Raw genomic sequence first — 19,892 nt, forward strand, 5'->3', positions numbered from 1 at the left:
CCGGAGGTCCGATGCAGATCGAGGAGTTCAACATCGTGAGCGCCGCCGAGGCGGCCGAGGTCCTACGCCGGTGTGCCGCGGTCGACTCGTTCGTCACCGCGGTGGTCGCCGGTCGCCCGTACGCCGACCTCGACTCGCTCCTGGCCACGGCCGCCGCGCAGACGGACATGTGGAGCGACGCCGAGGTCGAGACCGCCCTCGCGCTCCAGCCGCCGAGCGGGACGAAGGTCGCCGGCCGCGGGCGCAGCGCCCGCCTCTCGCGCAAGGAGCGCGCGGCCCTGGAGGATGAGGAGGCCGACGTCCTGGCCCGCCTCGACGAGGGCGTCGCGACCTACGAGACGCGGTTCGGCCGGCCCTACCTGGTCCGCGCCGCCGGTCGCGCGCCCGAGCAGCTCCTCACCATCCTGGAGCAGCGGCTCGGCCACGACGACATGACCGAGCATCGCGTGACCCGGGAGCAGCTCGGCGAGATCGCGCTGCTGCGCCTCCAGCAACTGTTCGACGTGGCGCCATGACGAGCACGGACGAGCACTGGCTCCGGCAGGCGGTCGCGCTCGCGGTCACCAACGTGACCGAGGGTGGCGGGCCGTTCGGCGCAGTCGTCATCCGCGACGGTGAGCTGGTCGCCACTGGCCAGAACCGCGTCACCCGCGACCACGACCCGAGCGCCCACGCGGAGGTGCTGGCGATCCGCACGGCCTGCGCGGAGCTCGGCGCCTTCTCCCTGGCCGGCGCCACCCTCTACGCCTCGTGCGAGCCCTGCCCCATGTGCCTGGCGACGACGCTGTGGGCGCGCCTGGACCGGGTCGTCTATGCCGCCGACCGGGACGACGCGGCGCGCGCCGGGTTCGACGACCGCGCCTTCCACGACCTCTTCGGCACCGACCGTGCCCGCGCCGGCTGGCCGAGCCGCCTCGAGCAGCACCGGCTGGACGAGTCCGATGCGCCGTTCGACGCCTGGCTGGCGAAGGGCGACCGCGCCGCCTACTGACCGCCGCCGGGCACGGCGTCCGTCACGGCGTCCGTCGCAGCAGCGGCGGGTAGAGCACCTCGACTCCCCCGCGCCGGAAGAGCTGCGCGGGGCGACCGCCGTCCCGGCTCGTCGTGGCACCCGTCGGCTCGAGGAAGCCCTCGGTCCGGGTCACCTTGCGATGGAAGTTGCGCGGGTCGAGCGTGACGCCCCAGACGATCTCGTAGACCCGCCGCAGCTCGGCGACGGTGAACTCGGGTCGGCAGAACGCCGCCCCCAGCGGGGTGTACTCCAGCTTCGACCGCGCCCGCTCGACGCCGTCGCGCAGGATCGCCGCGTGGTCGAAGGCGAGCTCCGCGCCGCCGCCGGCGAGCAGCTCCTCGACCGGGCACCACTCCGCCCCCGCGGCGTCACCCCCGGCGGCGGGTGTCGGCAGGTCGGGCGCGAGCGCGAGGTGGGCGACGGTGACGACCCGCATCCGCGGGTCACGATCGGGGGCGCCGTACGTCGCCAACTGCTCGAGGTGGACCGCCCCGGGGGTCAGCCCCGTCTCCTCGGCGAGCTCGCGGACAGCGGCGTCCCGCAGATCCTCCCGCTCACGGACGAACCCGCCCGGGAGCGCCCGCCGGCCGGCGTACGGCTCCTCGCCGCGGCGGACGACGAGCGCACAGAGCGCGTCGTCGCGGACGGTGAGCACGACGAGGTCGGCCGTCACGGCGAACGGGGGGAAGTCGGCGGGGTCGTAGTCGGCGCTCGAGATGTGAGCCATGCCGCCCATCCTCCACTAATCATCATCTTGACGACAAGTGCCGTCGTCACTTATCGTCAGTTTAACGATAACCACTCAGGAGGTTCCGATGGCCGACATCGCCCGCTACCCCTTCGTCCGTCACCTGCGCGGGACGGCGACCACGCACGTCCAGCACGTCAAGGGAGGCCGGACCGTCCACAGCGGCACCGGCCAGTCGTTCTGGTTCCGGCCGCTCTCGGCGGTCCTCTCCGAGGTCCCGGTCGACGACCGCGAGCTGCCGCTCTTCTTCCACGCCCGCACCGCCGACTTCCAGGACGTCACCGTGCAGGCGACGGTCAGCTTCCGGATCGTCGACCCGGCCGTCGTCTCGGCGCGCATCGACTTCTCCCTCGACCCGGAGAACGGCCGCTGGCGCGGCAGCCCGCTCGACCAGGTGGCCGGGCTGCTCACCGAGACCGCGCAGCAGTACGCGCTCGACCTGCTCGCCGGCACGACCCTCACCGCCGCGCTCGCGGCGGGCGTCGGGCCGGTCCGCGACGCCATCGCCGCCGGCCTCGCCGCGGACAGCCGGATCACCGAGACCGGGCTCGCCGTCATCGGCGTCCGCGTCGTCGCCCTGCGTCCCGAGCCCGAGGTCGAGAAGGCCCTGCTCACCCCGACGCGCGAGCAGGTCCAGCAGGACGCCGACAAGGCGACCTACGAGCGTCGGGCGCTGGCCGTCGAGCGCGAGCGGGCGATCGGTGAGAACGAGCTGCAGACCCAGATCGAGCTCGCCCGCCGCGAGGAGCAGCTGGTCGCCCAGCGCGGCGCCAATGCCCGCCGCGAGGCGGAGGAGCAGGCCGCGGCCGGCCGGATCGCCACCGAGGCGACGGCGGAGCGCACCCAGGTGATGGCCGAGGCCGACGCGGCCGCGACCCGCGTCACCGGGCTGGCCGCCGCCGACGCGGAGAGCGCCCGCCTGGCCGCCTACGCCGACCTGCCCGAGGGCGTCCTGCTCGGCCTCGCCGCCAAGGAGCTCGCCACCCACCTGCCCGCCATCGACAACCTGGTCCTCACCCCGGACCTGCTCGCACCGGTCCTGGCGAGGCTCGGCGCCGGCAGCGCACGCCGTACGGCCGGGCCCGAGGGCACGGCGAGGAGCGAGTCGTGAGCGTGGCACCCCGGGTGGTCGTCGTACGCCGCCGGACGGAGCTCGAGGAGCTCGTGGCGCACCACGGGACGATGGGCCAGGTCGGCTTCTTCCTCTCGACGCGCGGTCGCGACCTGGCGGAGGTCCGCGACCGCCACGAGGCGACCCGGGCGGCGCTCGACACGGTCACCGCGGCCATCCCGCTCGACTGGCGCCAGGGTGCGGTCGAGCGGGCCGACCTCGACCGGTTCCTCTTCGCGCCCGAGGACATCGTGATCGTCGTGGGACAGGACGGTCTGGTCGCCAACGTCGCGAAGTACCTCACCGGGCAGCCCGTCGTCGGCATCGACCCCGAGCCGGGCCGCAACCCGGGTGTCCTCGTCCGCCACCCGGCCGACGCCGCCGGCGCGCTCCTCCACGACCTGGCTCGGGGCCGCCTGGGCCTCGAGGAGCGGACGATGGTCGAGGCGGTGGCGGACGACGGCCAGCGTCTGCTCGCGCTCAACGAGGTCTACGTCGGGCACGCCAGCCACCAGACCGCCCGCTACCGCCTCACCGCTCCCGGCGACGCCGGCGAGGACCAGGCCTCGAGCGGCCTGATCGTCGCGACCGGAACCGGCGCGACCGGTTGGTGCCGCTCGACCTGGCTGGAGCGCCACAGCGACCTCGTCCTGCCACAGCCGGCCGAGGCGCGGCTCGCCTGGTTCGTCCGTGAGGCCTGGCCCTCTCCCGCGACCGGGACGCGCTGCACGGAGGGCGAGCTGCGCGACGCCGAGGAGCTGAGCATCGACGTCGCCTCGGACCGGCTCGTCGTCTTCGGCGACGGCATGGAGAGCGACAGCCTCGCGCTGGGCTGGGGCCAGCGGGTCGTCGTACGACGCTCCGCGCGGACGCTCCGGCTCGCTGCCTGAGCGTCCTGCCCGCCCACCGGCGGGGCCGTCTACGGTTCATCGAGCCGCGACAGCTGCGTGGCCGGCCGCCTCCCACCGGCTTCGGCGGCACGGCTGGGTCTCGCCGTTGCCGAGGACGCCGAAGGAGCCGGGCGCGTTGACCGACCGTTCGGTCAATGCCCGCACCACGTCCTCGACGAGCCGCGCGGAGCTGCGCGCGGCCGGGGGCCAGGTGGCCGCAGTCGGCCGACGACGCCAACGCGGGCTCGCGCGCCCCGATCTCAGAGGATCGTGGTCACGGCCCGGTGGTGCCAGCTGCCGACCGCGGTGGTGACGGCGATGACGACGCCGGCCGTGAGGAGCCCGGCGCCGAGCTCCACCCGGAGCAGCCCCGCCCCGACGAGGGCACCCAGGAGGATCAGCGCGACGGCGACGAAGCGACGCGCCGTGCCGCCGTCGAGCCAGCCGGCCTTGCCGGCGCCGATCGGGCTGTCGGCGGCGAGACCCGTGAGCGTGCTGGTGACGACGACGGTCGTGACGTCCTTGACCGCGATGTGGCGGGCGGCCGCGGCCTGGGTGCCCATGGCGATGGCCGCGAGCGTCGTCGTGATCGTCATCACCGCCCGCGAGGGGTCCTCGCCGGCCGAGAACAGCAGCGCGGCGAGACCCAGCATGATCGCCGCGACCAGGGCGAAGAGACCGGTGGCGCGCGGGCTCCACGGCTCCTTCTCCGCCTTGAGCACCCGCCCGCCGAACGCCGCGCCGGCGAGGAAGCCCAGCAGCGCGAGCGCAGGGCCCACGACCGGGAGACCGGTGTCGCCGACGAGCGCCATGCCGAGGACGACCACGTTGCCGGTCATGTTGCCGGTGAAGACCTTGTCGAGCCCGAGATAGCCGACGGCGTCGTTGATGCCGGTGGTGAAGGTCAGCACCAGCATCAGCCACAGGTGCATCGTCTCGGTCGGGACGGCGCGGAGTCTCTCGGTCACGGCCGCCATTGTGGGGGACGACGGCGCGGGACTGCTCAGAAGGCCTCCCCGACCTCCAGCGTCCGGCGCGCGCCGACCTCGTGGAGGGACGCCAGCGCGGCGAGGTACGGCTCGGTGAAGCGCGCCTCCTCGGCGAGGGGCCCGAAGAGGTCGGGATCGCGCAGGAAGGCGAGCGGGTCGTCCCGCTGCTGGGCCGCGCGCGCCATCACCTCGTCGCGGCGGCGGTCGACCACCGCGATGGGCTCGCCCTGCTCGTCGACGCCCTCGGCGTAGCGGGCCCAGGATGCGACGACCAGCGCGGACCGGCGGATCTCGCCGCCGTGGTCGAGCTGGTGGCGGATCACCGGCACCAGCCACTTCGGGATCCGGTCGGAGCTCTCCGCGCACAGCCGTGCCAGGGTGTCGCGGATGTGGGGGTTGGCGAAGCGTGCGACGAGCTCCTCGCGATAGGCCGCCAGGTCGACGCCCGGCACGGGCGCCAGCGTCGGCGTCCCCTCCTGCTCCATGTAGCCCAGCAGGAAGCCGACGAAGAGCGGGTCCTGGCACACCTCGTGCGCATAGCGGTAGCCCGCGAGATAGCCGAGGTAGGCCAGCGCCTGGTGGCTGGCGTTGAGCAGGCGCAGCTTCATCAGCTCGTAGGGCTCGACGTCGTCGACGACCTGGACGCCGGCCTTCTCGTACGGCGGCCGCCCGTCCCCGAAGCGCTCCTCCAGCACCCACTGGGTGAACGGCTCGCAGACGACCGGCCAGCCGTCCTCGACGCCGAAGCGGAGCGCCAGCAGCTCACGGTCGTCGTCGGTGGTGACCGGCGTGATCCGGTCCACCATCGAGTTGGGGAAGGCGACCTCCGCGGCGATCCAGGCACCGAGCTCAGGGTCGCGAAGCGTGGCGAAGGCGCCGATCATCCTGCTCGCCACGTGGCCGTTGCCCGCGATGTTGTCGCAGGACATGACCGTGAATGGCGCGACGCCGGCCGCGCGTCGTCGCGCGAGCGCCTCGACGAGGAACCCGAACGCGGTCCGCGGCGTCGCGCCGGGTCGCAGGTCCGCCTGGATCTCCGGGTCGCCGGGATCGAACTCACCGGTGGCCTGGTTGACGTGGTAGCCACCCTCGGTGACGGTCAGCGAGACGATCCGGGTGGCCGGGTCGGTGAGCCGGGCGAGGACGGCGTCGGGGTCGTCCGGGGCGAACAGGTAGTCGACGATCGACCCGATGACGCGCGGCCGCAGCTCGCCGTCGGCCTCCTTCTCGACCAGCGTGTAGAGACACTCCTGGGCGTGCAGCACGTCGCGCATGTGCGCGTCCTGCGGCATCAGCCCCACCCCGACGATCCCCCAGTCGAGCGCCAGCCCGTGGTTCATCAGCTCGTCGACGTACCTGGCCTGGTGCGCGCGGTGGAAGCCGCCGACGCCGAGGTGGACGATCCCCGGCGTCACCGCGCGGCGGTCGTACGACGGGACCGGGACCCGCTCGGCGAGAGCCCCTAGCGTGGCGGTGCCGAGCCGGGTCACTTGACCGCTCCGAGCGACAGGCCCTGGACCAGCTTGTCCTGCGCCGCGAAGCCCGCGATCAGCACCGGGATCGAGATCATCGTCGCGCCGGCGGAGAGCTGGGCGAGGTAGGAGTGCTCGGTCTGGATCAGCGTGTTGACGAAGACCGGCCCGGTCTCCGCGGTGACGCTGGTGAGGACCTTGGCATACAGCTGTTCGTTCCAGGCGAAGATGAAGCAGATGAGCGAGGTGGCCGCGACGCCCGGCATCGCGATCGGCCCGATGATCCGGGTCATGATGGTCATGGTCCCGGCACCGTCGATCGACGCGGCCTCGACGAGGGCGGGCGGCACCTCGGCCAGGAAGGACCGCATCATCCACACCGCGATCGGCAGGTTCATCGCGGTGTAGAGCACCACCAGCACGAACACGTTGTCGGGCATGTGGATGATCTTCGTGGTGAAGAGGTACACCGGCAGGATCCCCGCCACCATCGGCAGCATCTTCGTCGAGAGGAAGAAGAACATCGCGTCGCTCCAGCGGCGGACGGGCTTCACCGCGAGGGCGTAGGCCGCCGGGATCGCCAGTGCCAGCACGATGAGCGTCGACACGACGCTGCAGAACAGCGAGTTGAGCAGCGGCGCCCCGATGCCGTCGGACGTGGCGAAGAGATCGTGGTAGTTCGAGAACGTCAGCGGCGCACCCCAGCTGGGCGGGTAGGTCTGCGCGTCCCCGGGATGGTGGAGCGAGGTCAGCACCATGTAGAGGATCGGCACCACGAAGATGATCCCGATCACCCAGGCGAGGAGCCCGAGCAGCATGGTCGCGGTCCTCCGCTTGCGCCGGACCCGGGCGACGTGGGCCACGGTGGCCGGCGCGTGCGCAGTGCGGGCGATGGCGGTCATCAGCTCTCCTCCTCGGTGAGCAGCGAGGACACGACGCGCAGGCCGAAGGTGGCGACGATGATCGACCCGACCACCACGACCACCCCGAGGGCGGACGCGACGCCGTAGTCCTTCGCGGAGTAGAAGACCTCGTAGACGGCGTACGGGATGTTGGTCGAGTTGAGGCCACCCGTCATGCCGAGCACGGAGTCGAAGTTCTGGACGATGAAGATGGTGCCGAGGACGACGCTGAGCTCGAGGTAGCGACGGATGTGGGGCAGCGTCATGTGGACGAACGTCTGCCAGGCGCTGGCACCGTCCATGCTGGCCGCCTCCATCACCTCCGGGTCACGCGACTGCAGCCCGGCGAGCAGGATCAGCATCATGAACGGCGTCCACTGCCAGATGAGCTCGATCTCGATCGCCAGCTTGGGGTGGCTGGTCAGGAACGAGATGTTCTGGGCATCGTGGACACCCAGCTGGCCGAGCAGCCCGTCGACCAGGCCGAAGCCGGTCTGCAGGACGCCGTTGCCCCAGAAGACGGCGGCCGCGATCGGCACGATGAGGAACGGCGCGATCATCATCGTGCGGACCACTCCGCGGCCGAGGAACTTCCGGTCCAGCAGGAGCGCGATGACCAGCGCCAGCACGGCACTGACCACGACGATCGTGACGGTCATCTCGATCGTGGTGAAGACCGCCTGGCGGTAGGCCGGGGTCGTGAACACCGTCTTGAAGTTGTCGAACCCGGCGAACGACTTGCCGGGCGCGTCCGGCTGGGCGCTCCATCTGATGAACGACATGACCAGCGTCGCCACGAACGGCAGCTGGGTCACCACGATGAGGAACACCAGCGCCGGCAGCAGCGGCGCGCGACGCGCCCAGGACTCGCGCCCCCACTTCCGGTAGGCCGCCACGGGCGGTCCGGCGCTCGTCGTCCTCACGACGTCGTTGTCGGCCACGGTCACGGTCATCTCTGTTCCCTCCTGCGCCCGTTCACTGCTTCTGCCGCTCGCCCGCGGCCTGGGCGAGGCTCTGGCAGCTGTTCAGCGCGGAGTCGGTGCTCTGCGAGCCGGCGATGGCACTGCTCATCAGCTTCGCGCACTCCGTGCCGAAGTCGGTGAAGGACGGGATCCCCACGAACTGGATGCCGGAGTAGGGCCGCTTCTGCACACCCGGGCTCTTCGCTGGCGCGTGCTCGATCGCGCTGCGCGTCGGCTTCGCGAACGCCGAGGCGACCTTGAGATAGGCCGGGTCGGAGTACGTCGACAGCCGCTTGCCCGCGGGGACGTTGGTCGGCCCGCCCGTGTCGCTCCCCGTGTCCTGCTCGACGAGCTTCTCGTACTCCTTGCTGGAGGCCCAGCTGACGAACTTCATCGCGTCGGCCCGGTGCTTCGAGGCCTTCTCGACGGCCCAGGCCCAGGTGTAGAGCCACCCGGACCGCGGGGTCTGGTCGTGCGGTGCGGCGACGTAGCCGATCTTGCCCTTGACCGGCGAGTCGGGGGCCTCGAGCGACCCCGCACCGGCCGTGGAGTCGTACCACATCGCGACCTTGCCCTGCTGCAGCGCGTTGAGGCACTGCGGGAAGCTGAAGGTCGCCGCGCCCGGCTCGCCGTGCTTGCGGACGAGGTCGACGTAGAAGTTCGCCGCCTTCTTGAAGCCGTCGGTGTTGACCTGGGCGTTCCAGTCGTCGTCGAACCAGGTGCCGCCCATCGTGTTGACGACCGTCGTGAGCGGCGCGAGATTGTCGCCCCAGCCGGCGAGACCGCGCAGGCAGATGCCCTTCATCCCCTGCTCCGACTGGTCGACCTTGGCCGCCCACTGGGCGACCTGGTCCCAGGTGGGGTCGGTCGGCACGTCGATGCCGAGCTTGGCGAAGACGTCCTTGCGGTACATCAGGAACGAGGACTCGCCGTAGAACGGCTCGCCGTACACGGTGCCGTCGTACGACAGGGCCTGCGTCATCGACGGGAAGATGTCGGACTGGTCGAAGGAGGGGTCCTTGGCGACGCTCTCCATGCTCGCGATCCAGCCCGCCTTGGCGTAGTAGGGGATCTCGAAGTTGGACAGCGTCGCGACGTCGTAGACCCCGGACTGGTTGGCGAACTCGGTGCTGGCGGTGTCGCGCATGTCCTGCTCGACCTTGACCACGAAGCGCACCTTGATGCCGGTGTCCTTCGTGAAGTGCTTCGCCGTGAGCTTCTGCAGCTCGAGCATCTGCGGGTTGTTGACCATCAGCACCGTGACGGTGTGGGCCCCGCCGCCGACGAACTGCCCGGCGCCGGCCGCGCACCCGGTCATCGCCCCGCCCGCCAGCGCGAGCGACGCCATCGCGGCGGCGGCCCTGGTCGTTCCACGCATGCTGTCTCCTCGTGACGTCGGTCACAGGAAACGATGGTCCAGATCAGCCTCGGACACCTAGCCCGGTGAGGGCGCTCGGGGTGCCCGGTTCATGCCCGGTTCAGGGTCTGCTCAGGCCCGCCTCAGCACGCGCTCAGGCTGAGCAGCCCTGCTCAAACGCGCAGGACGGGCGCGCCGAGCGCGGCATACCGATGCGCCTCCGCGGCCGGGAGCTCCACTCCGGTCACGACCGCCTCGAAGTCGCGCAGCTCCGCGAAGCGGCACAGGCTGCTGGCGCCGAACTTCGTGTGGGCGCCGAAGAGGATGCGGCGCCGGGACCGCTCGATCGCCGCCCGCTTCACGGCCGCGACGGCGGGATCCTGGGTGGTCACCCCATGGTCGCGGGAGATGCCGTTGGCGCCGATGTAGGCGAGGTCGACGACCAGCTCGCCGAGCATCCGGACGGCCCAGTGGTCGACGGTCCCCTGGGTGTGGCCGCGGACGCGTCCGCCCAGGAGGAGCACGGTGACGTCCGGCTCCACCGACAGGCGCGTCGCCACCGGCAGGGACGGCGTCACGACCGTCATCGGGCCGGAGCCGACGAGCGCCTCGGCGATGAACTGCGGCGTGGCCCCCTCGTCGATGTAGACGGTCTCTGCGCCCTGGCGGCGCTGCGCGGCCGCGGTGGCGACACGGTGCTTCTCGGTGACGTCGGAGGCGGAGCGGAAGTCGAGGTCGGTCTCGAAGCCCGCGGTCTCGACCGCGACGGCACCGCCGTAGACCCGCTGCACGACACCGCGGTCCGCGAGGATCTTCAGGTCGCGACGGAGCGTCTCGACGGCGACGCCGAGCTCGGGCGCGAGCGTCGTCACGCTGACGCGTCCCTCGGCGCGCGCCCGCGCGAGGATCGCCTGATGCCGGGCCTCGACCTCCATCCCGCCATCATGCCCGATCCGTGCCCGGAACGGACGGATCGGGCGCCCGGTCCGCGCCCGGTCGACGCACGATGCGGGTTCGCGGGGTGGCGTCAGAGCGCAGCGGCGGCCGCCCGGCCCGCCGTACGCCCGGAGAAGAGGCAACCGCCGAGGAAGGTCCCTTCGAGGGCGTTGTAGCCCATCATTCCGCCCCCGCCGAAGCCGTTGACCTCGCCCGCGGCGTAGAGGCCGGGCAGGGGTACGCCGGCCGACGTGAGGCAGCGACCCGACAGGTCGGTCTCGAGGCCCCCGAGCGTCTTGCGGGACAGGATGTGGAGCTTCACCGCGATGAGCGGACCGGCCGCGGGGTCGAGGAGCGCGTGCGGTTTCGCCACCCGGGAGAGCTTGTCGCCGCGGTAGTGGCGGGCAGCGTACATGGCCGTGATCTGCGCGTCCTTGGCGTAGGGGTTCGCGATCTGGCGGTCGCGCGCCTCCATGATCCGGCGCAGCTCGCCCTCGTCGATCCGGGGGCCGGTCGGCTCCACCTCGGCGAGCCTGTTCATCCCGGCGACCAGATCGGTCAGGGTGTCGGCGACGACGAAGTCCTCGCCGTGCTGCTTGAACGCCTCGACCGGCCCCGGCCCCTTGCGTGCCCGGTCGATGACGCCGCGGACGTCCTTGCCGGTCAGGTCGGGGTTCTGCTCCGAGCCGGAGAGGGCGAACTCCTTCTCGATGATCCGCTGGGTCAGGACGAACCACGAGTAGTCGTAGCCCGACTCCCGCAGCACCTTGAGCGTGCCGAGGGTGTCGAAGCCGGGGAAGTTGGGCGCGGGCAGTCGCTTGCCGGCGGCGTCGAGCCACAGGCTGCTCGGGCCGGGGAGGATCCGGATGCCGTGGTTGGCCCAGATGGGGTCCCAGTTGCGGATGCCCTCGACGTAGTGCCACATCCGGTCGTCGTTGATGATCCGCGCGCCGGCGTCGCGGGTGATCTGGATCATCCGGCCGTCGACGTGGGCGGGCACGCCACTGACCATGCTCGCCGGCGGGCTGCCGAGCCGGGCGGGCCAGGCCTTGCGGACCAGGTCGTGGTTGCCGCCGATGCCGCCACTGGTCACAATCACCGCCTGGCCCCGCAGCTCGAAGTCGCCGACCTCCACCCGGGAGCTGGCGGTGCCCCGCTCGAAGGCCGGCGGCACCGGCTCCAGCACCTTCCCGCGTACGCCGACGGCGGCCCCGCCCTCGACGGCGACCTCGTCCACGCGGTGCCGGAACGCGAAGGCCACTCGCCCCGCCTCCACATGCGCGCGGACCCGCCGCTCGAAGGGCGCGACGACCCCGGGGCCGGTCCCCCAGGTGATGTGGAAGCGCGGCACAGAGTTGCCGTGACCGTCGGCGCGGCCGTCGCCGCGCTCGGCCCAGCCGACGACCGGGAAGATGCGGTGGCCCATCTGGTGGAGCCAGGCCCGCTTCTCGCCCGCGGCGAAGTCGAGGTAGGCCTCCGCCCAGCGACGCGGCCAGAAGTCCTCGTCCCGGTCGAACTGCGCGCTGCCCATCCAGTCCTGCAGCGCGAGCTCACGCGAGTCCTTGATCCCCATCCGGCGCTGCTCGGGACTGTCGACGAGGAACAGCCCGCCGAGACTCCAGAAGGCCTGGCCACCCAGGCTCTGCTCCGGCTCCTGGTCGACGAGGAGCACCTTCCTCCCGGCGTCGGCCGCCTCCGCGGCGGCGACGAGGCCGGCGAGGCCGGCGCCGACGACGATCACGTCGGCCTGGGACACGGCGGTGCGCTGCGACATGGATCGCATACTAGGGAGTAACCATGGGCGGCGTCAGCCGCGGCGCCGATGACGATTCGCCGGACGTTCGCCTGTGCTTAGCGTGGCTATCCATCTGGGCGCGCCAGCCTGACGTCCGTGACTGACACCACCACTCCTGTCTCGGGCCCCTCCCCCTCTACCCAGGGCTCCGACTTCTCCCGCCGCAGTCTGCTCGCCGCCCTCGGCGCCACCGGGGCGGCCGCCACCCTCGGCCTCGTCCCCGGCAGTGCCGACGCGCAGCCCGCCGGGTCCGTCGCGCCTGCCGCGCACACCGGCCACTCCCCCGTCCCGTCCCCGTCGCCCACGCCGGCCGCTCCGGTGCCGCCGGTCGCCGGCCTGCACGTGACCTTCGGCGCTGACCCGACCACGTCGGCGAGCGTCACCTGGCACGCACTCGAGACGGTCAAGAACCCGCGGGTCCTGATCGCGAAGGACGGTGGTGCCTACGAGCAGACCGTCCGAGCGGTCGCCGCCTCCTACACCGACGCCAAGTCGGGCACGTTGGTCCACGCCTACCACGCCCGCGCGACCCGGCTCCGCCCGGACACGGCGTACGTCTATCTCGCCGTGCACGACGGTGCGGCGCCGGAGTTCGGCACCTTCCGGACCGCGCCGAAGGGACGCCAGGCGTTCCGCTTCACCAGCTTCGGCGACCAGGGCACGCCGACGATGGGCAAGCAGGTCAACGGCACCTATGTGAACGACAACCTCGGCTCGCCCGCGGCAGGCGACACGACCGCCGGCGTGGAGAGCCTCAGCCCGCTGCTCCACCTCTTCAACGGCGACCTCTGCTACGCCAACCTCGCCACCGACCGGGTCCGGACCTGGTCGGACTTCTGGAACAACAACACCCGCAGCGCCCGCCACCGCGCGTGGATGCCCTCGCCCGGCAACCACGAGGACGAGCTCGGCAACGGGCCGATCGGGTACGCGGCGTACCAGACCTACTTCGACCTCCCGAGGCAGGCCGGCCAGACCGACGTGACCCGCGGGCTCTGGTATGCCCTCACCGTCGGCGCGGTGCGGTTCGTCTTCCTCGCCAACGACGACGTCTGCTACCAGGACGGTGGCGACAACTACGTGCGCGGCTACTCGAACGGCGCGCAGAAGGCCTGGCTGGAGAAGACCCTGAAGGCGGCCCGCGCCGATCGGGACATCGACTGGATCGTCGTCTGCATGCACCAGGTCGCCATCTCGACGGCCAACAACTTCAACGGCGCCGACCTCGGCATCCGGGAGGAGTGGCTGCCTGTTTTCGACGAGTACGGCGTCGACCTCGTCGTCTGCGGCCACGAGCACCACTACGAGCGGTCGAAGGCGATCCGCGGACAGCAGGACAACCAGACCAGGACTCCGATCCCGACCGTCGACGCCCTCGACGTCGTCGACACCACCAAGGGCACCGTCCACATGGTCATCGGCGGTGGTGGCACCTCGGCGCCGTCCAACCAACTGCTCTTCGACCCGCCGCGGTGCCGCGTCATCGTCTCCGTCTCCGCGCCGCCCGCCGGCGGCGGCAAGCGCACGCCGACCTACGTCCGCGAGGACGCCGTCTGGTCCGGGACCCGCGACGCCGCACACTCCTACGGCTTCGCCGCGTTCGACGTCGACCCCGGTGACGCACCGGGCGGCCTGACGTCGATCAAGGTCACCTACTACGAGGTGAGCGGCCCGTACGGCGCCCTCACGCCGTTCGAGACGTTCACCCTGCAGCGGCCGCGGCGCGACGGGCGGCGATGAGGCGGGCTCCGTGGGCTGACTCACCGGTCAGTCAGCCCACGGAGCACTCACCGCACCGGCGCCACCTGTCGCAGCTGCGGCTCGGTGGAGACCACGAACGCGACCACCTTCTCGGTGAGCGGCGCCAGCACGTGCGGCACGTCGCCGGGGTAGCGCGCGAAGTCGCCCGGCCCGAGCTCGACCGGCTCGCTGAGCGGGCCGGTGCGGAGCCGGCCGGAGATGACGTAGAGGTGATGCAGGGTGCCGGCCGTATGGGCGTCGATCTCCGGCCGCTGGTGAGCGCGGCGGTCGAGGCGAAGCAGGAGCGTCCGGACATAGCCGGAGCCGTAGACCTCGTCGAGCAGCCGCTCGCGCCACTGGGCGTGGTCGGCCCATTCGGCACCGGCGGCGCGTTGGACGTAGACCGGCGTGCCCCACTCGGTCAGGAGCCGGCGCAGCGACACGTCCAGTGCGTCGCCGAGCAGCGCCAATGTCTCGACGGTCGGGTTGCCCTGACCCTGCTCGATGGTCGACAGCGTCTGTTTGGCTAGACCCGCGCGCCGGGCGAGCTCACCCATCGAGAGGCCCCGCTCCTGCCGGAAACGGCGGACATTGCGCGCGACGAGCTGCTGATGGGAGGACACGGTCGTCAATTATATTGGACCATCGTCAGGTTGAAGCGCCCATCACTGGTTGGTCATGATCAGCCTGTGACGACCGACACCTTCCAGGCGGGACGCGACGACCGCGCCGCCGTCGACAAGGCGATCAGCCTGCTGGTCTCCTTCGGCGCCGACGCCGCCTCCGGCGTGGGCGTCAGCGAGCTCGCCCGGCGCGCCCACCTGAGCAAGTCGACTGCGTTCCGCGTCCTCGGCATGCTCGAGCGCAACGGCGTCGTCGAGCGGATCGGCCGCGACTATCGGCTCGGCGCGCGCCTCCACGAGCTCGGACGCTCGGTCTACTCCTCCGGCCTCGAGCCGCTGCGCGACCGACTCATGCCCTACCTCTGCGACCTCTACGAGGCCACCCACGAGACCGTGCACCTGGCCGGCCTGCACGGCACTGACGTGGTCTACCTCGCCAAGCTCTACGGGCATCGCCACGTGAAGTCACCCTCCCGGATCGGCGGCCGGGTGCCGGCGTACGCCACCGCGGTCGGGAAGGCGATGCTCGCCCACGACCCCGATGCGCTCGAGCTCACCCTCGCGCGCCGGATGGTGCGCTTCACCACCGCCACCGTCGCCGATGGTGAGGCGCTGCAGGACCAGCTCGCCGACGTACGCCACCGTGGCATCGCCCGGGAGGACGAAGAGGTGGTCCCGGGGCTGGCCTGCCTGGCCGCACCGGTCTTCGGCCCGACCGGCCGACCGGTCGCGGCCATGTCGATCTCGGTCCCGGCGGGCCGCCTCGACCAGCAGCGCCTCGAGCCGCTGCTGCGACAGGTCACCGGCGCCGCGACGAAGGCCCTCGCCCGCACCCGGGCGGCCGCCCCGTCCCGCCCCACGCGCCAGCAGCTGGCCGTCTCCGCCTGACGCCGCGTCAGGTCTGGGGGACGTGGTCGAGGTCGGGATCGACCTGGGTGACGAAGTCGGGCTCGCGGACCAGCAGGGACAGTTCGAGGGTGCCGTCGTGGCCGTCGGGGTGCGGGCCTGCCGGGTCCGCCGCGATGTCGACATCGACGACATAGCGGAAGCCCGCCGCCTCGGCCGCCTCCATCACCGCGACGTCACCAGCGGGCGCGGCGAAGACCACCTTCCGGCAGGCGGGTTCCTCACGGAGGATCCGCTCGGACTCCGCCGTGAGCACCGCCGCGAGCTCCTCCGTGGGCACGCCCGACACGCGCAGCTCGAGGTCGTGGCGCGCGGCCGGGTAGGCGGGGCCGAGCCGCCCGGTGAGGGTGTGCTCGACCGTGATCCTCGGTGCAGTCATCAGCCCTCCAGAAGCGAACGGATCGAGACCTTGTCCAGCTTGCCGGACGCGTTGCGCGGAACCATCTCCACGATCTTGAGCCGCCGGGGCAGCTTGTAGCGGGCGACCCGCTCCGCGGCGTACGCCCGGACGTCCTCGAGGGTGATGTCGTGGCCCTCGGCGATCGAGCAGACCGCGACGACAGTCTCGCCCCACTCGTCGTCGGCGGTGCCGACCACGGCGACGTCGGTGACGCCGGGCATGTCGGAGAGCACCCGTTCGACCTCGGCCGGGTAGACGTTCTCCCCACCGCTGATGATCATGTCCTTGAGCCGGTCGACGATGTAGAGGTAGCCGTCGGGATCGAGGTAGCCGATGTCCCCGGAGTGGAACCAGCCGTCCTCGTCGAACGCCGCCGCGGTGGCCTCCGGATTCTCCCAGTAGCCGGGCGTGACGTTGGGGCCGCGCACGACGATCTCCCCCGACACCCCGGCCTCGACCGGCACGTTGGTCGTCGAGTCGACCACCCGGACCTCGGTGTAGGGCATCGGGATGCCGGCCGAGCCGAGCCTCTCGACCGTCTTCTCGGCCGGCAGGTGGGTGGCGAACGGCGCGGTCTCCGAGAGCCCCCACGCCTGCTGCAGGAGTACGCCGGCGGCGGCGAACTGCTCGATGAGCGACGGCGGCACCGGCGCACCGGCGACCACGACCGAGCGCAGCGCCGAGTAGTCCTTCTCGAAGACGCCGGGCACGCGGGTCAGCGCCTGCAGCATCGCCGGGACGACGAACATCGAGTTGACCTTGAGCTCGAGGAGATCATCGATGAACTGCTGCGGGTCGAAGGTACGCCGGATCGCGACCGTTCCCCCGCGCACGAGCATCCGCAGCGCGAAGGAGTTGAGCGCGCCGATGTGGAAGAGCGGCGCCGAGGCATAGGTGATGTCGCCACGCCGGGTGTCGAGACGGGAGTCGACGTTGACGGAGTTCCACCACACGTTGCCGTGGGTGAGGATGACGCCCTTCGGCAGCCCGGTGGTGCCGGAGGTGAACATCAGCACGGCCGGATCATCGAAGGTGCGCGGGATGACCGTGGGATGCGGCGCCGCGGCCACGATCAGCGCGCTCCAGCCCTCCCAGCCGGCGCCCGGCTGCTGCGACACAGGCACCGCGGGGTCGTCGTCGACGAGCAGGAAGCGCTTGAGCGCGGTGCCGTCCTTGATCGAGTCGACCTCCGCCCGGTGGCCCTCCTCGACGACGGCGGTCACCGCTCCGGACTTCTCGAGCACGGCCCTTAGCTCGGGACCCGCCAGCCGGAAGTTGACCGGCACGTAGATCGCGCCGAGCCGGAAGGCCGCGAGCATCGTCACGAAGAAGGTCGCGGAGTTGAGCCCGACGTACGCCACCCGGTCGCCGGCGCCGACCCCGCCCTCGGCGAGGACGGTGGCGAGCCGGGCGGCGCGGTCGTCGAGCTCCGCGTAGGTCAGGTCGCCGCCCTCGTAGCGCACCGCCACGGTGTCGGCGAAGCAACGTGCGTTGGCCGCGACCGCCGCGGCAGGGTTGATATCGGCGTTGGTGCCGGTCATGCGGGGGCTCCCGTCGCAGGGTCCGTGACAGTGTCGGAGACGAGGTCGAGCAGGTGGTCGCCGCCCGCGGGCGAGGCGAAGCCGCGGACGCCGATGCCGCCGTCGACGCTGATCACCTCACCGGTGATCGGGCCGCTCTGCTCGCGCGCCGCGAGCAGGACGTACGCCGCCGTGAAGTCGGCCGGCTCGACCGAGCTGTCGTGCAGCGGGATGACCGCCTTCGACCCCGCGTTCTTGGCGAAGGACGCGCTGATCGACCGCTCCTCCAGCCCGACCGCCGCGGGGCCGCGGAGGTCGGTGTTCATGCCGCCGGGCGCGACGCCGTTGACCCGCACGCGCGGGGCGAGCTCATAGGCGAGCTCCCGCACCAGGCCGAGGCAGGCATGCTTGGCGGCGGTGTAGACCGGTCCGCCGCCGGCTGTGTAGAAGGAGGCGTTGGAGAGCGTCATCACGATGCACCCCCGGGTCTTGACCAGCTCCCGCCAGGCGGCCTCCGCGGCGAGCAGGTAGCCCTTGACGTTGACCGAGAAGAGCTCGTCGAAGGTCCGCGACAGCTGCGCTCCCGACAGCCGTGTGAGCTGCCGCTGGAAGTCCCAGATCCCGGCGTTGGCCACCAGCGTGTCGAGCTTGCCGAAGCGCGCGACCGTCGCGTCCACCGCAGCATGCAGCGCGTCGGTATCCCGCACGTCGGCGACGTACGACGCCCAGCGGCTGTCGCGAACGTCGTCAGGCTGCGCGGCGATGGTCGCCTTCAGCTGGGCGTCGTCGTGGCCGACGATGACGACCGAGGCGCCCTCGGCGACGTACCTCTCGGCGACCGCGCGACCGAGTCCGCTACCGCCGCCGGTCACCAGGGCGACGTTCCCCTCGAGCCAGCCGCTCATGCCGCCACCTCCGTCGGAAGGACCAGAGAATACGGACGCGGCGGCATGACCGATCGCCTGGTCGCTCGCTGGCGCTCGCTCATGCCAAGAAATCCGTCACGAGGCGCTCGAACTCGGCCTGTCGCTCCAGCTGCACCCAGTGGCCGCAGTTGCCGAAGACGTGCAGCTGCACGTCCCGGAGGTACTTCAGCATGATCTGGGCACCTTCGAGGGTGATCGTGCGGTCGTCGCGACCCCACAGCAGCAGGGTCGGCGCCGTGACCTTGTGGAGATCGCGCCAGAGCGGATCCATGCCACGACGCTTGGCGAAATGGTCGTTGAGCCGGTGGTAGAAGTCCACGTGGCTGGGCTCCAGCGAGGCGTCGTAGCGCGCCTGCGCGGTCTCGGCCCACTTCTTGGGCTGGGCCGTCATCACCCCGATGAAGGACTTCATCTTCTTCAGCGTGGGGCCCTCGCCGTTGTAGTACTTCCACATCTCCTTCTGGCCCTCGGTCGGCGTCGGGCCGAAGGGCAGCCAGCCGCCGCCCGGCGCCATCAGCACCAGGCGGCTGACGCGGTCGGGGTGCTGCTGGGCCAGCGCGATCGCCGCGGCGCCGCCGAGGCTGTTGCCGAGCAGGTGGAAGGAGCCGACGCCGAGCGCGTCGAAGGCCTCGACCAGGGCGTCGACCGCGATCTGCGTGATCGACTTCGCGTCCAGCTCCGCCTGGTCGGGGCGGTAGGAACCGCCGAACCCGGGCTGGTCGGGCAGCAGCACGCGGAACCGCTTCGTCAGCGCCGGGAGATTCTGGTGGTAGTTCGCGATTCCGGACGCGCCGGGGCCGCCGCCATGGAGCATGACGAGCACCGGCGCGTCGGCCGACCCGGCCTCGGCGATCGCGACATCACCGGCCGTGGTGGAGACGGTGTGCTGGGTGAGTTCGGGGACCTCAAGAGTCACTGACGGGCCTTTCGTGGGAACCGATTGCGCCGAGTCGCGCCGTTTCTCGCCTCGAGTCGGCATGCCTGTACGCGACTCGAGGCGGTGCGGCGCGGTTCAGAAGAAGGTGGAGATGTTCTTGGACGGGAGCACGTTGGCGTCGAGGAGGATCTCCCTGCGTGCGACCTGCAGCCGGCCGGTCGTGACGCCCTCGGGTGACGACAGCCGACGCAGGACGTCCGTCCGCTGGCCGGCGAAGACGTTCTCCTCGCGCTCGAGTCGGTTGCGGTAGAAGAGGAAGTTCGACCGCGCGACGAGGTCGTCCTCGGTGAAGCCCTCGTGCTCTGCGGGGTTCACGTGGGTGACCCGCACGTTGGTGACGAGATGACGGGTGCGTGACGGCGGGTCCTCCGCCCACGCCATCCCGGAGTCGAAGCGCCGGATCCGCCAGGCCAGCGACTCCTTGGTCTCGTCGTAGTACGCCGCCTCGCCGCGCTTCGCGATCGAGAGGGCCTGCTGGCGACGGAGCCGGTTGGTCCGGGTCGGCATCCAGTAGTCGAGGTCGTCGGCGAGCAGGTCGAGCCAGTCGACGTAGCGGCCGTCGTCGAGGAGCTCGGCCTCCTCGTAGTAGAACTGCTCGACCTCGAAGTGGAGGTCGCGGCCGGCGCGCTGGCCCGCCAGGGTGTCGTCGAGGACTGAATGGGTCAT

20 protein-coding genes are annotated in these 19,892 nt (G+C 71.5%); 6 read left to right on the top strand and 14 right to left on the bottom strand.

Annotated elements, in window-relative coordinates; genetic code table 11:
- Positions 1-11 precede the first annotated feature (11 nt).
- Together uraD and AB3X52_RS08205 are read left to right on the top strand one after the other, a co-directional pair.
- Positions 12-515: a 2-oxo-4-hydroxy-4-carboxy-5-ureidoimidazoline decarboxylase gene (uraD, locus tag AB3X52_RS08200; protein WP_367993133.1), complete on the top strand. Its 504-nt coding sequence runs from the start codon at positions 12-14 to the stop codon at positions 513-515.
- Positions 512-991 (top strand): nucleoside deaminase, encoded by a 480-nt coding sequence (locus AB3X52_RS08205; RefSeq protein WP_367993135.1) that lies wholly within the window; start codon positions 512-514, stop codon positions 989-991. Before uraD ends, AB3X52_RS08205 begins: the two co-directional genes overlap by 4 nt.
- A 22-nt stretch (positions 992-1,013) precedes the next feature.
- Here the strand turns inward: AB3X52_RS08205 and AB3X52_RS08210 are convergent, their stop codons facing one another.
- Complete coding sequence (locus AB3X52_RS08210; protein WP_367993137.1) at positions 1,014-1,739, bottom strand: NUDIX hydrolase; 726 nt, start codon at positions 1,737-1,739, stop codon at positions 1,014-1,016.
- 88 nt (positions 1,740-1,827) lie between these two features.
- On the opposite strand from AB3X52_RS08210, the gene AB3X52_RS08215 reads away from it, so the two are divergent.
- Positions 1,828-2,871, top strand: coding sequence for an SPFH domain-containing protein (locus AB3X52_RS08215; RefSeq protein WP_367993139.1), 1,044 nt, complete (start codon positions 1,828-1,830; stop codon positions 2,869-2,871).
- Positions 2,868-3,761 carry an NAD(+)/NADH kinase gene (locus tag AB3X52_RS08220; protein WP_367993140.1) on the top strand — a complete coding sequence of 298 codons (894 nt, stop codon included), beginning with the start codon at positions 2,868-2,870 and terminating at the stop codon, positions 3,759-3,761. Before AB3X52_RS08215 ends, AB3X52_RS08220 begins: the two co-directional genes overlap by 4 nt.
- Positions 3,762-4,021: 260 nt before the next feature.
- Here the strand turns inward: AB3X52_RS08220 and AB3X52_RS08225 are convergent, their stop codons facing one another.
- From AB3X52_RS08225 to AB3X52_RS08255, 7 genes are all read right to left on the bottom strand, one after another.
- Positions 4,022-4,738, bottom strand: a complete 717-nt coding sequence (locus AB3X52_RS08225) for a YoaK family protein (protein ID WP_367993142.1) — start codon at positions 4,736-4,738, stop codon at positions 4,022-4,024.
- Positions 4,739-4,764: 26 nt separating this feature from the next.
- Positions 4,765-6,240: a mannitol dehydrogenase family protein gene (locus AB3X52_RS08230; protein ID WP_367993144.1), complete on the bottom strand. Its 1,476-nt coding sequence runs from the start codon at positions 6,238-6,240 to the stop codon at positions 4,765-4,767.
- Positions 6,237-7,124, bottom strand: a complete 888-nt coding sequence (locus tag AB3X52_RS08235; protein WP_367993146.1) for a carbohydrate ABC transporter permease — start codon at positions 7,122-7,124, stop codon at positions 6,237-6,239. The genes AB3X52_RS08230 and AB3X52_RS08235 overlap by 4 nt, the downstream gene beginning before the upstream one ends.
- Positions 7,124-8,077 (bottom strand): carbohydrate ABC transporter permease, encoded by a 954-nt coding sequence (locus AB3X52_RS08240; protein ID WP_367993148.1) that lies wholly within the window; start codon positions 8,075-8,077, stop codon positions 7,124-7,126. The genes AB3X52_RS08235 and AB3X52_RS08240 overlap by 1 nt, the downstream gene beginning before the upstream one ends.
- Positions 8,078-8,099: 22 nt before the next feature.
- Positions 8,100-9,464, bottom strand: coding sequence for an ABC transporter substrate-binding protein (locus AB3X52_RS08245; RefSeq protein WP_367993150.1), 1,365 nt, complete (start codon positions 9,462-9,464; stop codon positions 8,100-8,102).
- 152 nt (positions 9,465-9,616) lie between these two features.
- On the bottom strand, positions 9,617-10,378 hold the full coding sequence (locus AB3X52_RS08250; protein WP_367993152.1) for a DeoR/GlpR family DNA-binding transcription regulator: 762 nt from the start codon (positions 10,376-10,378) through the stop codon (positions 9,617-9,619).
- A 92-nt stretch (positions 10,379-10,470) separates the two neighbouring features.
- On the bottom strand, positions 10,471-12,153 hold the full coding sequence (locus tag AB3X52_RS08255) for an FAD-binding dehydrogenase (protein WP_367993153.1): 1,683 nt from the start codon (positions 12,151-12,153) through the stop codon (positions 10,471-10,473).
- A gap of 117 nt (positions 12,154-12,270) precedes the next feature.
- Between AB3X52_RS08255 and AB3X52_RS08260 the strand changes: the two genes are divergently transcribed.
- The gene (locus AB3X52_RS08260; protein ID WP_367993155.1) at positions 12,271-13,914 is read left to right on the top strand and encodes a purple acid phosphatase family protein; all 1,644 of its coding nucleotides are present in this window, start codon (positions 12,271-12,273) and stop codon (positions 13,912-13,914) included.
- 47 nt (positions 13,915-13,961) lie between these two features.
- Here AB3X52_RS08260 and AB3X52_RS08265 read toward each other — a convergent pair whose 3' ends face one another.
- Complete coding sequence (locus AB3X52_RS08265) at positions 13,962-14,537, bottom strand: helix-turn-helix domain-containing protein (RefSeq protein ID WP_367993157.1); 576 nt, start codon at positions 14,535-14,537, stop codon at positions 13,962-13,964.
- 66 nt (positions 14,538-14,603) lie between these two features.
- On the opposite strand from AB3X52_RS08265, the gene AB3X52_RS08270 reads away from it, so the two are divergent.
- Positions 14,604-15,425: an IclR family transcriptional regulator gene (locus AB3X52_RS08270; protein ID WP_367993159.1), complete on the top strand. Its 822-nt coding sequence runs from the start codon at positions 14,604-14,606 to the stop codon at positions 15,423-15,425.
- Between the two features lie 7 nt (positions 15,426-15,432).
- On the opposite strand, the gene AB3X52_RS08275 is transcribed toward AB3X52_RS08270, so the two are convergent.
- From AB3X52_RS08275 to AB3X52_RS08295, 5 genes are all read right to left on the bottom strand, one after another.
- A complete protein-coding gene (locus AB3X52_RS08275) occupies positions 15,433-15,822 on the bottom strand; it encodes a hypothetical protein (protein WP_367993161.1) in 390 nt (129 codons plus the stop codon).
- Positions 15,822-17,384 (bottom strand): acyl-CoA synthetase, encoded by a 1,563-nt coding sequence (locus tag AB3X52_RS08280; RefSeq protein WP_367993163.1) that lies wholly within the window; start codon positions 17,382-17,384, stop codon positions 15,822-15,824. The genes AB3X52_RS08275 and AB3X52_RS08280 overlap by 1 nt, the downstream gene beginning before the upstream one ends.
- The gene (locus AB3X52_RS08285) at positions 17,381-18,268 is read right to left on the bottom strand and encodes an SDR family NAD(P)-dependent oxidoreductase (RefSeq protein WP_367993165.1); all 888 of its coding nucleotides are present in this window, start codon (positions 18,266-18,268) and stop codon (positions 17,381-17,383) included. The genes AB3X52_RS08280 and AB3X52_RS08285 overlap by 4 nt, the downstream gene beginning before the upstream one ends.
- A gap of 79 nt (positions 18,269-18,347) precedes the next feature.
- On the bottom strand, positions 18,348-19,205 hold the full coding sequence (locus tag AB3X52_RS08290) for an alpha/beta fold hydrolase (RefSeq protein WP_367993167.1): 858 nt from the start codon (positions 19,203-19,205) through the stop codon (positions 18,348-18,350).
- A 96-nt stretch (positions 19,206-19,301) separates the two neighbouring features.
- Positions 19,302-19,892: a 3-phenylpropionate/cinnamic acid dioxygenase subunit beta gene (locus tag AB3X52_RS08295; RefSeq protein WP_367993169.1), complete on the bottom strand. Its 591-nt coding sequence runs from the start codon at positions 19,890-19,892 to the stop codon at positions 19,302-19,304.

This window comes from Nocardioides eburneus (assembly GCF_040838215.1).
GTDB classification, from domain to species: Bacteria; Actinomycetota; Actinomycetes; order Propionibacteriales; family Nocardioidaceae; genus Nocardioides; species Nocardioides eburneus.

Excerpts from the sequence above, each read along its gene's own strand:
- uraD (WP_367993133.1), top strand. The coding sequence starts at position 12 with ATGCAGATCGAGGAGTTCAACATCGTGAGCGCCGCCGAGGCGGCCGAG.
- AB3X52_RS08205 (WP_367993135.1), top strand. The coding sequence starts at position 512 with ATGACGAGCACGGACGAGCACTGGCTCCGGCAGGCGGTCGCGCTCGCG.
- AB3X52_RS08210 (WP_367993137.1), bottom strand. The coding sequence starts at position 1,739 with ATGGCTCACATCTCGAGCGCCGACTACGACCCCGCCGACTTCCCCCCG.
- AB3X52_RS08215 (WP_367993139.1), top strand. The coding sequence starts at position 1,828 with ATGGCCGACATCGCCCGCTACCCCTTCGTCCGTCACCTGCGCGGGACG.
- AB3X52_RS08225 (WP_367993142.1), bottom strand. The coding sequence starts at position 4,738 with ATGGCGGCCGTGACCGAGAGACTCCGCGCCGTCCCGACCGAGACGATG.
- AB3X52_RS08235 (WP_367993146.1), bottom strand. The coding sequence starts at position 7,124 with ATGACCGCCATCGCCCGCACTGCGCACGCGCCGGCCACCGTGGCCCAC.
- AB3X52_RS08240 (WP_367993148.1), bottom strand. The coding sequence starts at position 8,077 with ATGACCGTGACCGTGGCCGACAACGACGTCGTGAGGACGACGAGCGCC.
- AB3X52_RS08245 (WP_367993150.1), bottom strand. The coding sequence starts at position 9,464 with ATGCGTGGAACGACCAGGGCCGCCGCCGCGATGGCGTCGCTCGCGCTG.
- AB3X52_RS08250 (WP_367993152.1), bottom strand. The coding sequence starts at position 10,378 with ATGGAGGTCGAGGCCCGGCATCAGGCGATCCTCGCGCGGGCGCGCGCC.
- AB3X52_RS08255 (WP_367993153.1), bottom strand. The coding sequence starts at position 12,153 with ATGTCGCAGCGCACCGCCGTGTCCCAGGCCGACGTGATCGTCGTCGGC.
- AB3X52_RS08275 (WP_367993161.1), bottom strand. The coding sequence starts at position 15,822 with ATGACTGCACCGAGGATCACGGTCGAGCACACCCTCACCGGGCGGCTC.
- AB3X52_RS08280 (WP_367993163.1), bottom strand. The coding sequence starts at position 17,384 with ATGACCGGCACCAACGCCGATATCAACCCTGCCGCGGCGGTCGCGGCC.
- AB3X52_RS08285 (WP_367993165.1), bottom strand. The coding sequence starts at position 18,268 with ATGAGCGGCTGGCTCGAGGGGAACGTCGCCCTGGTGACCGGCGGCGGT.
- AB3X52_RS08295 (WP_367993169.1), bottom strand. The coding sequence starts at position 19,892 with ATGACCCATTCAGTCCTCGACGACACCCTGGCGGGCCAGCGCGCCGGC.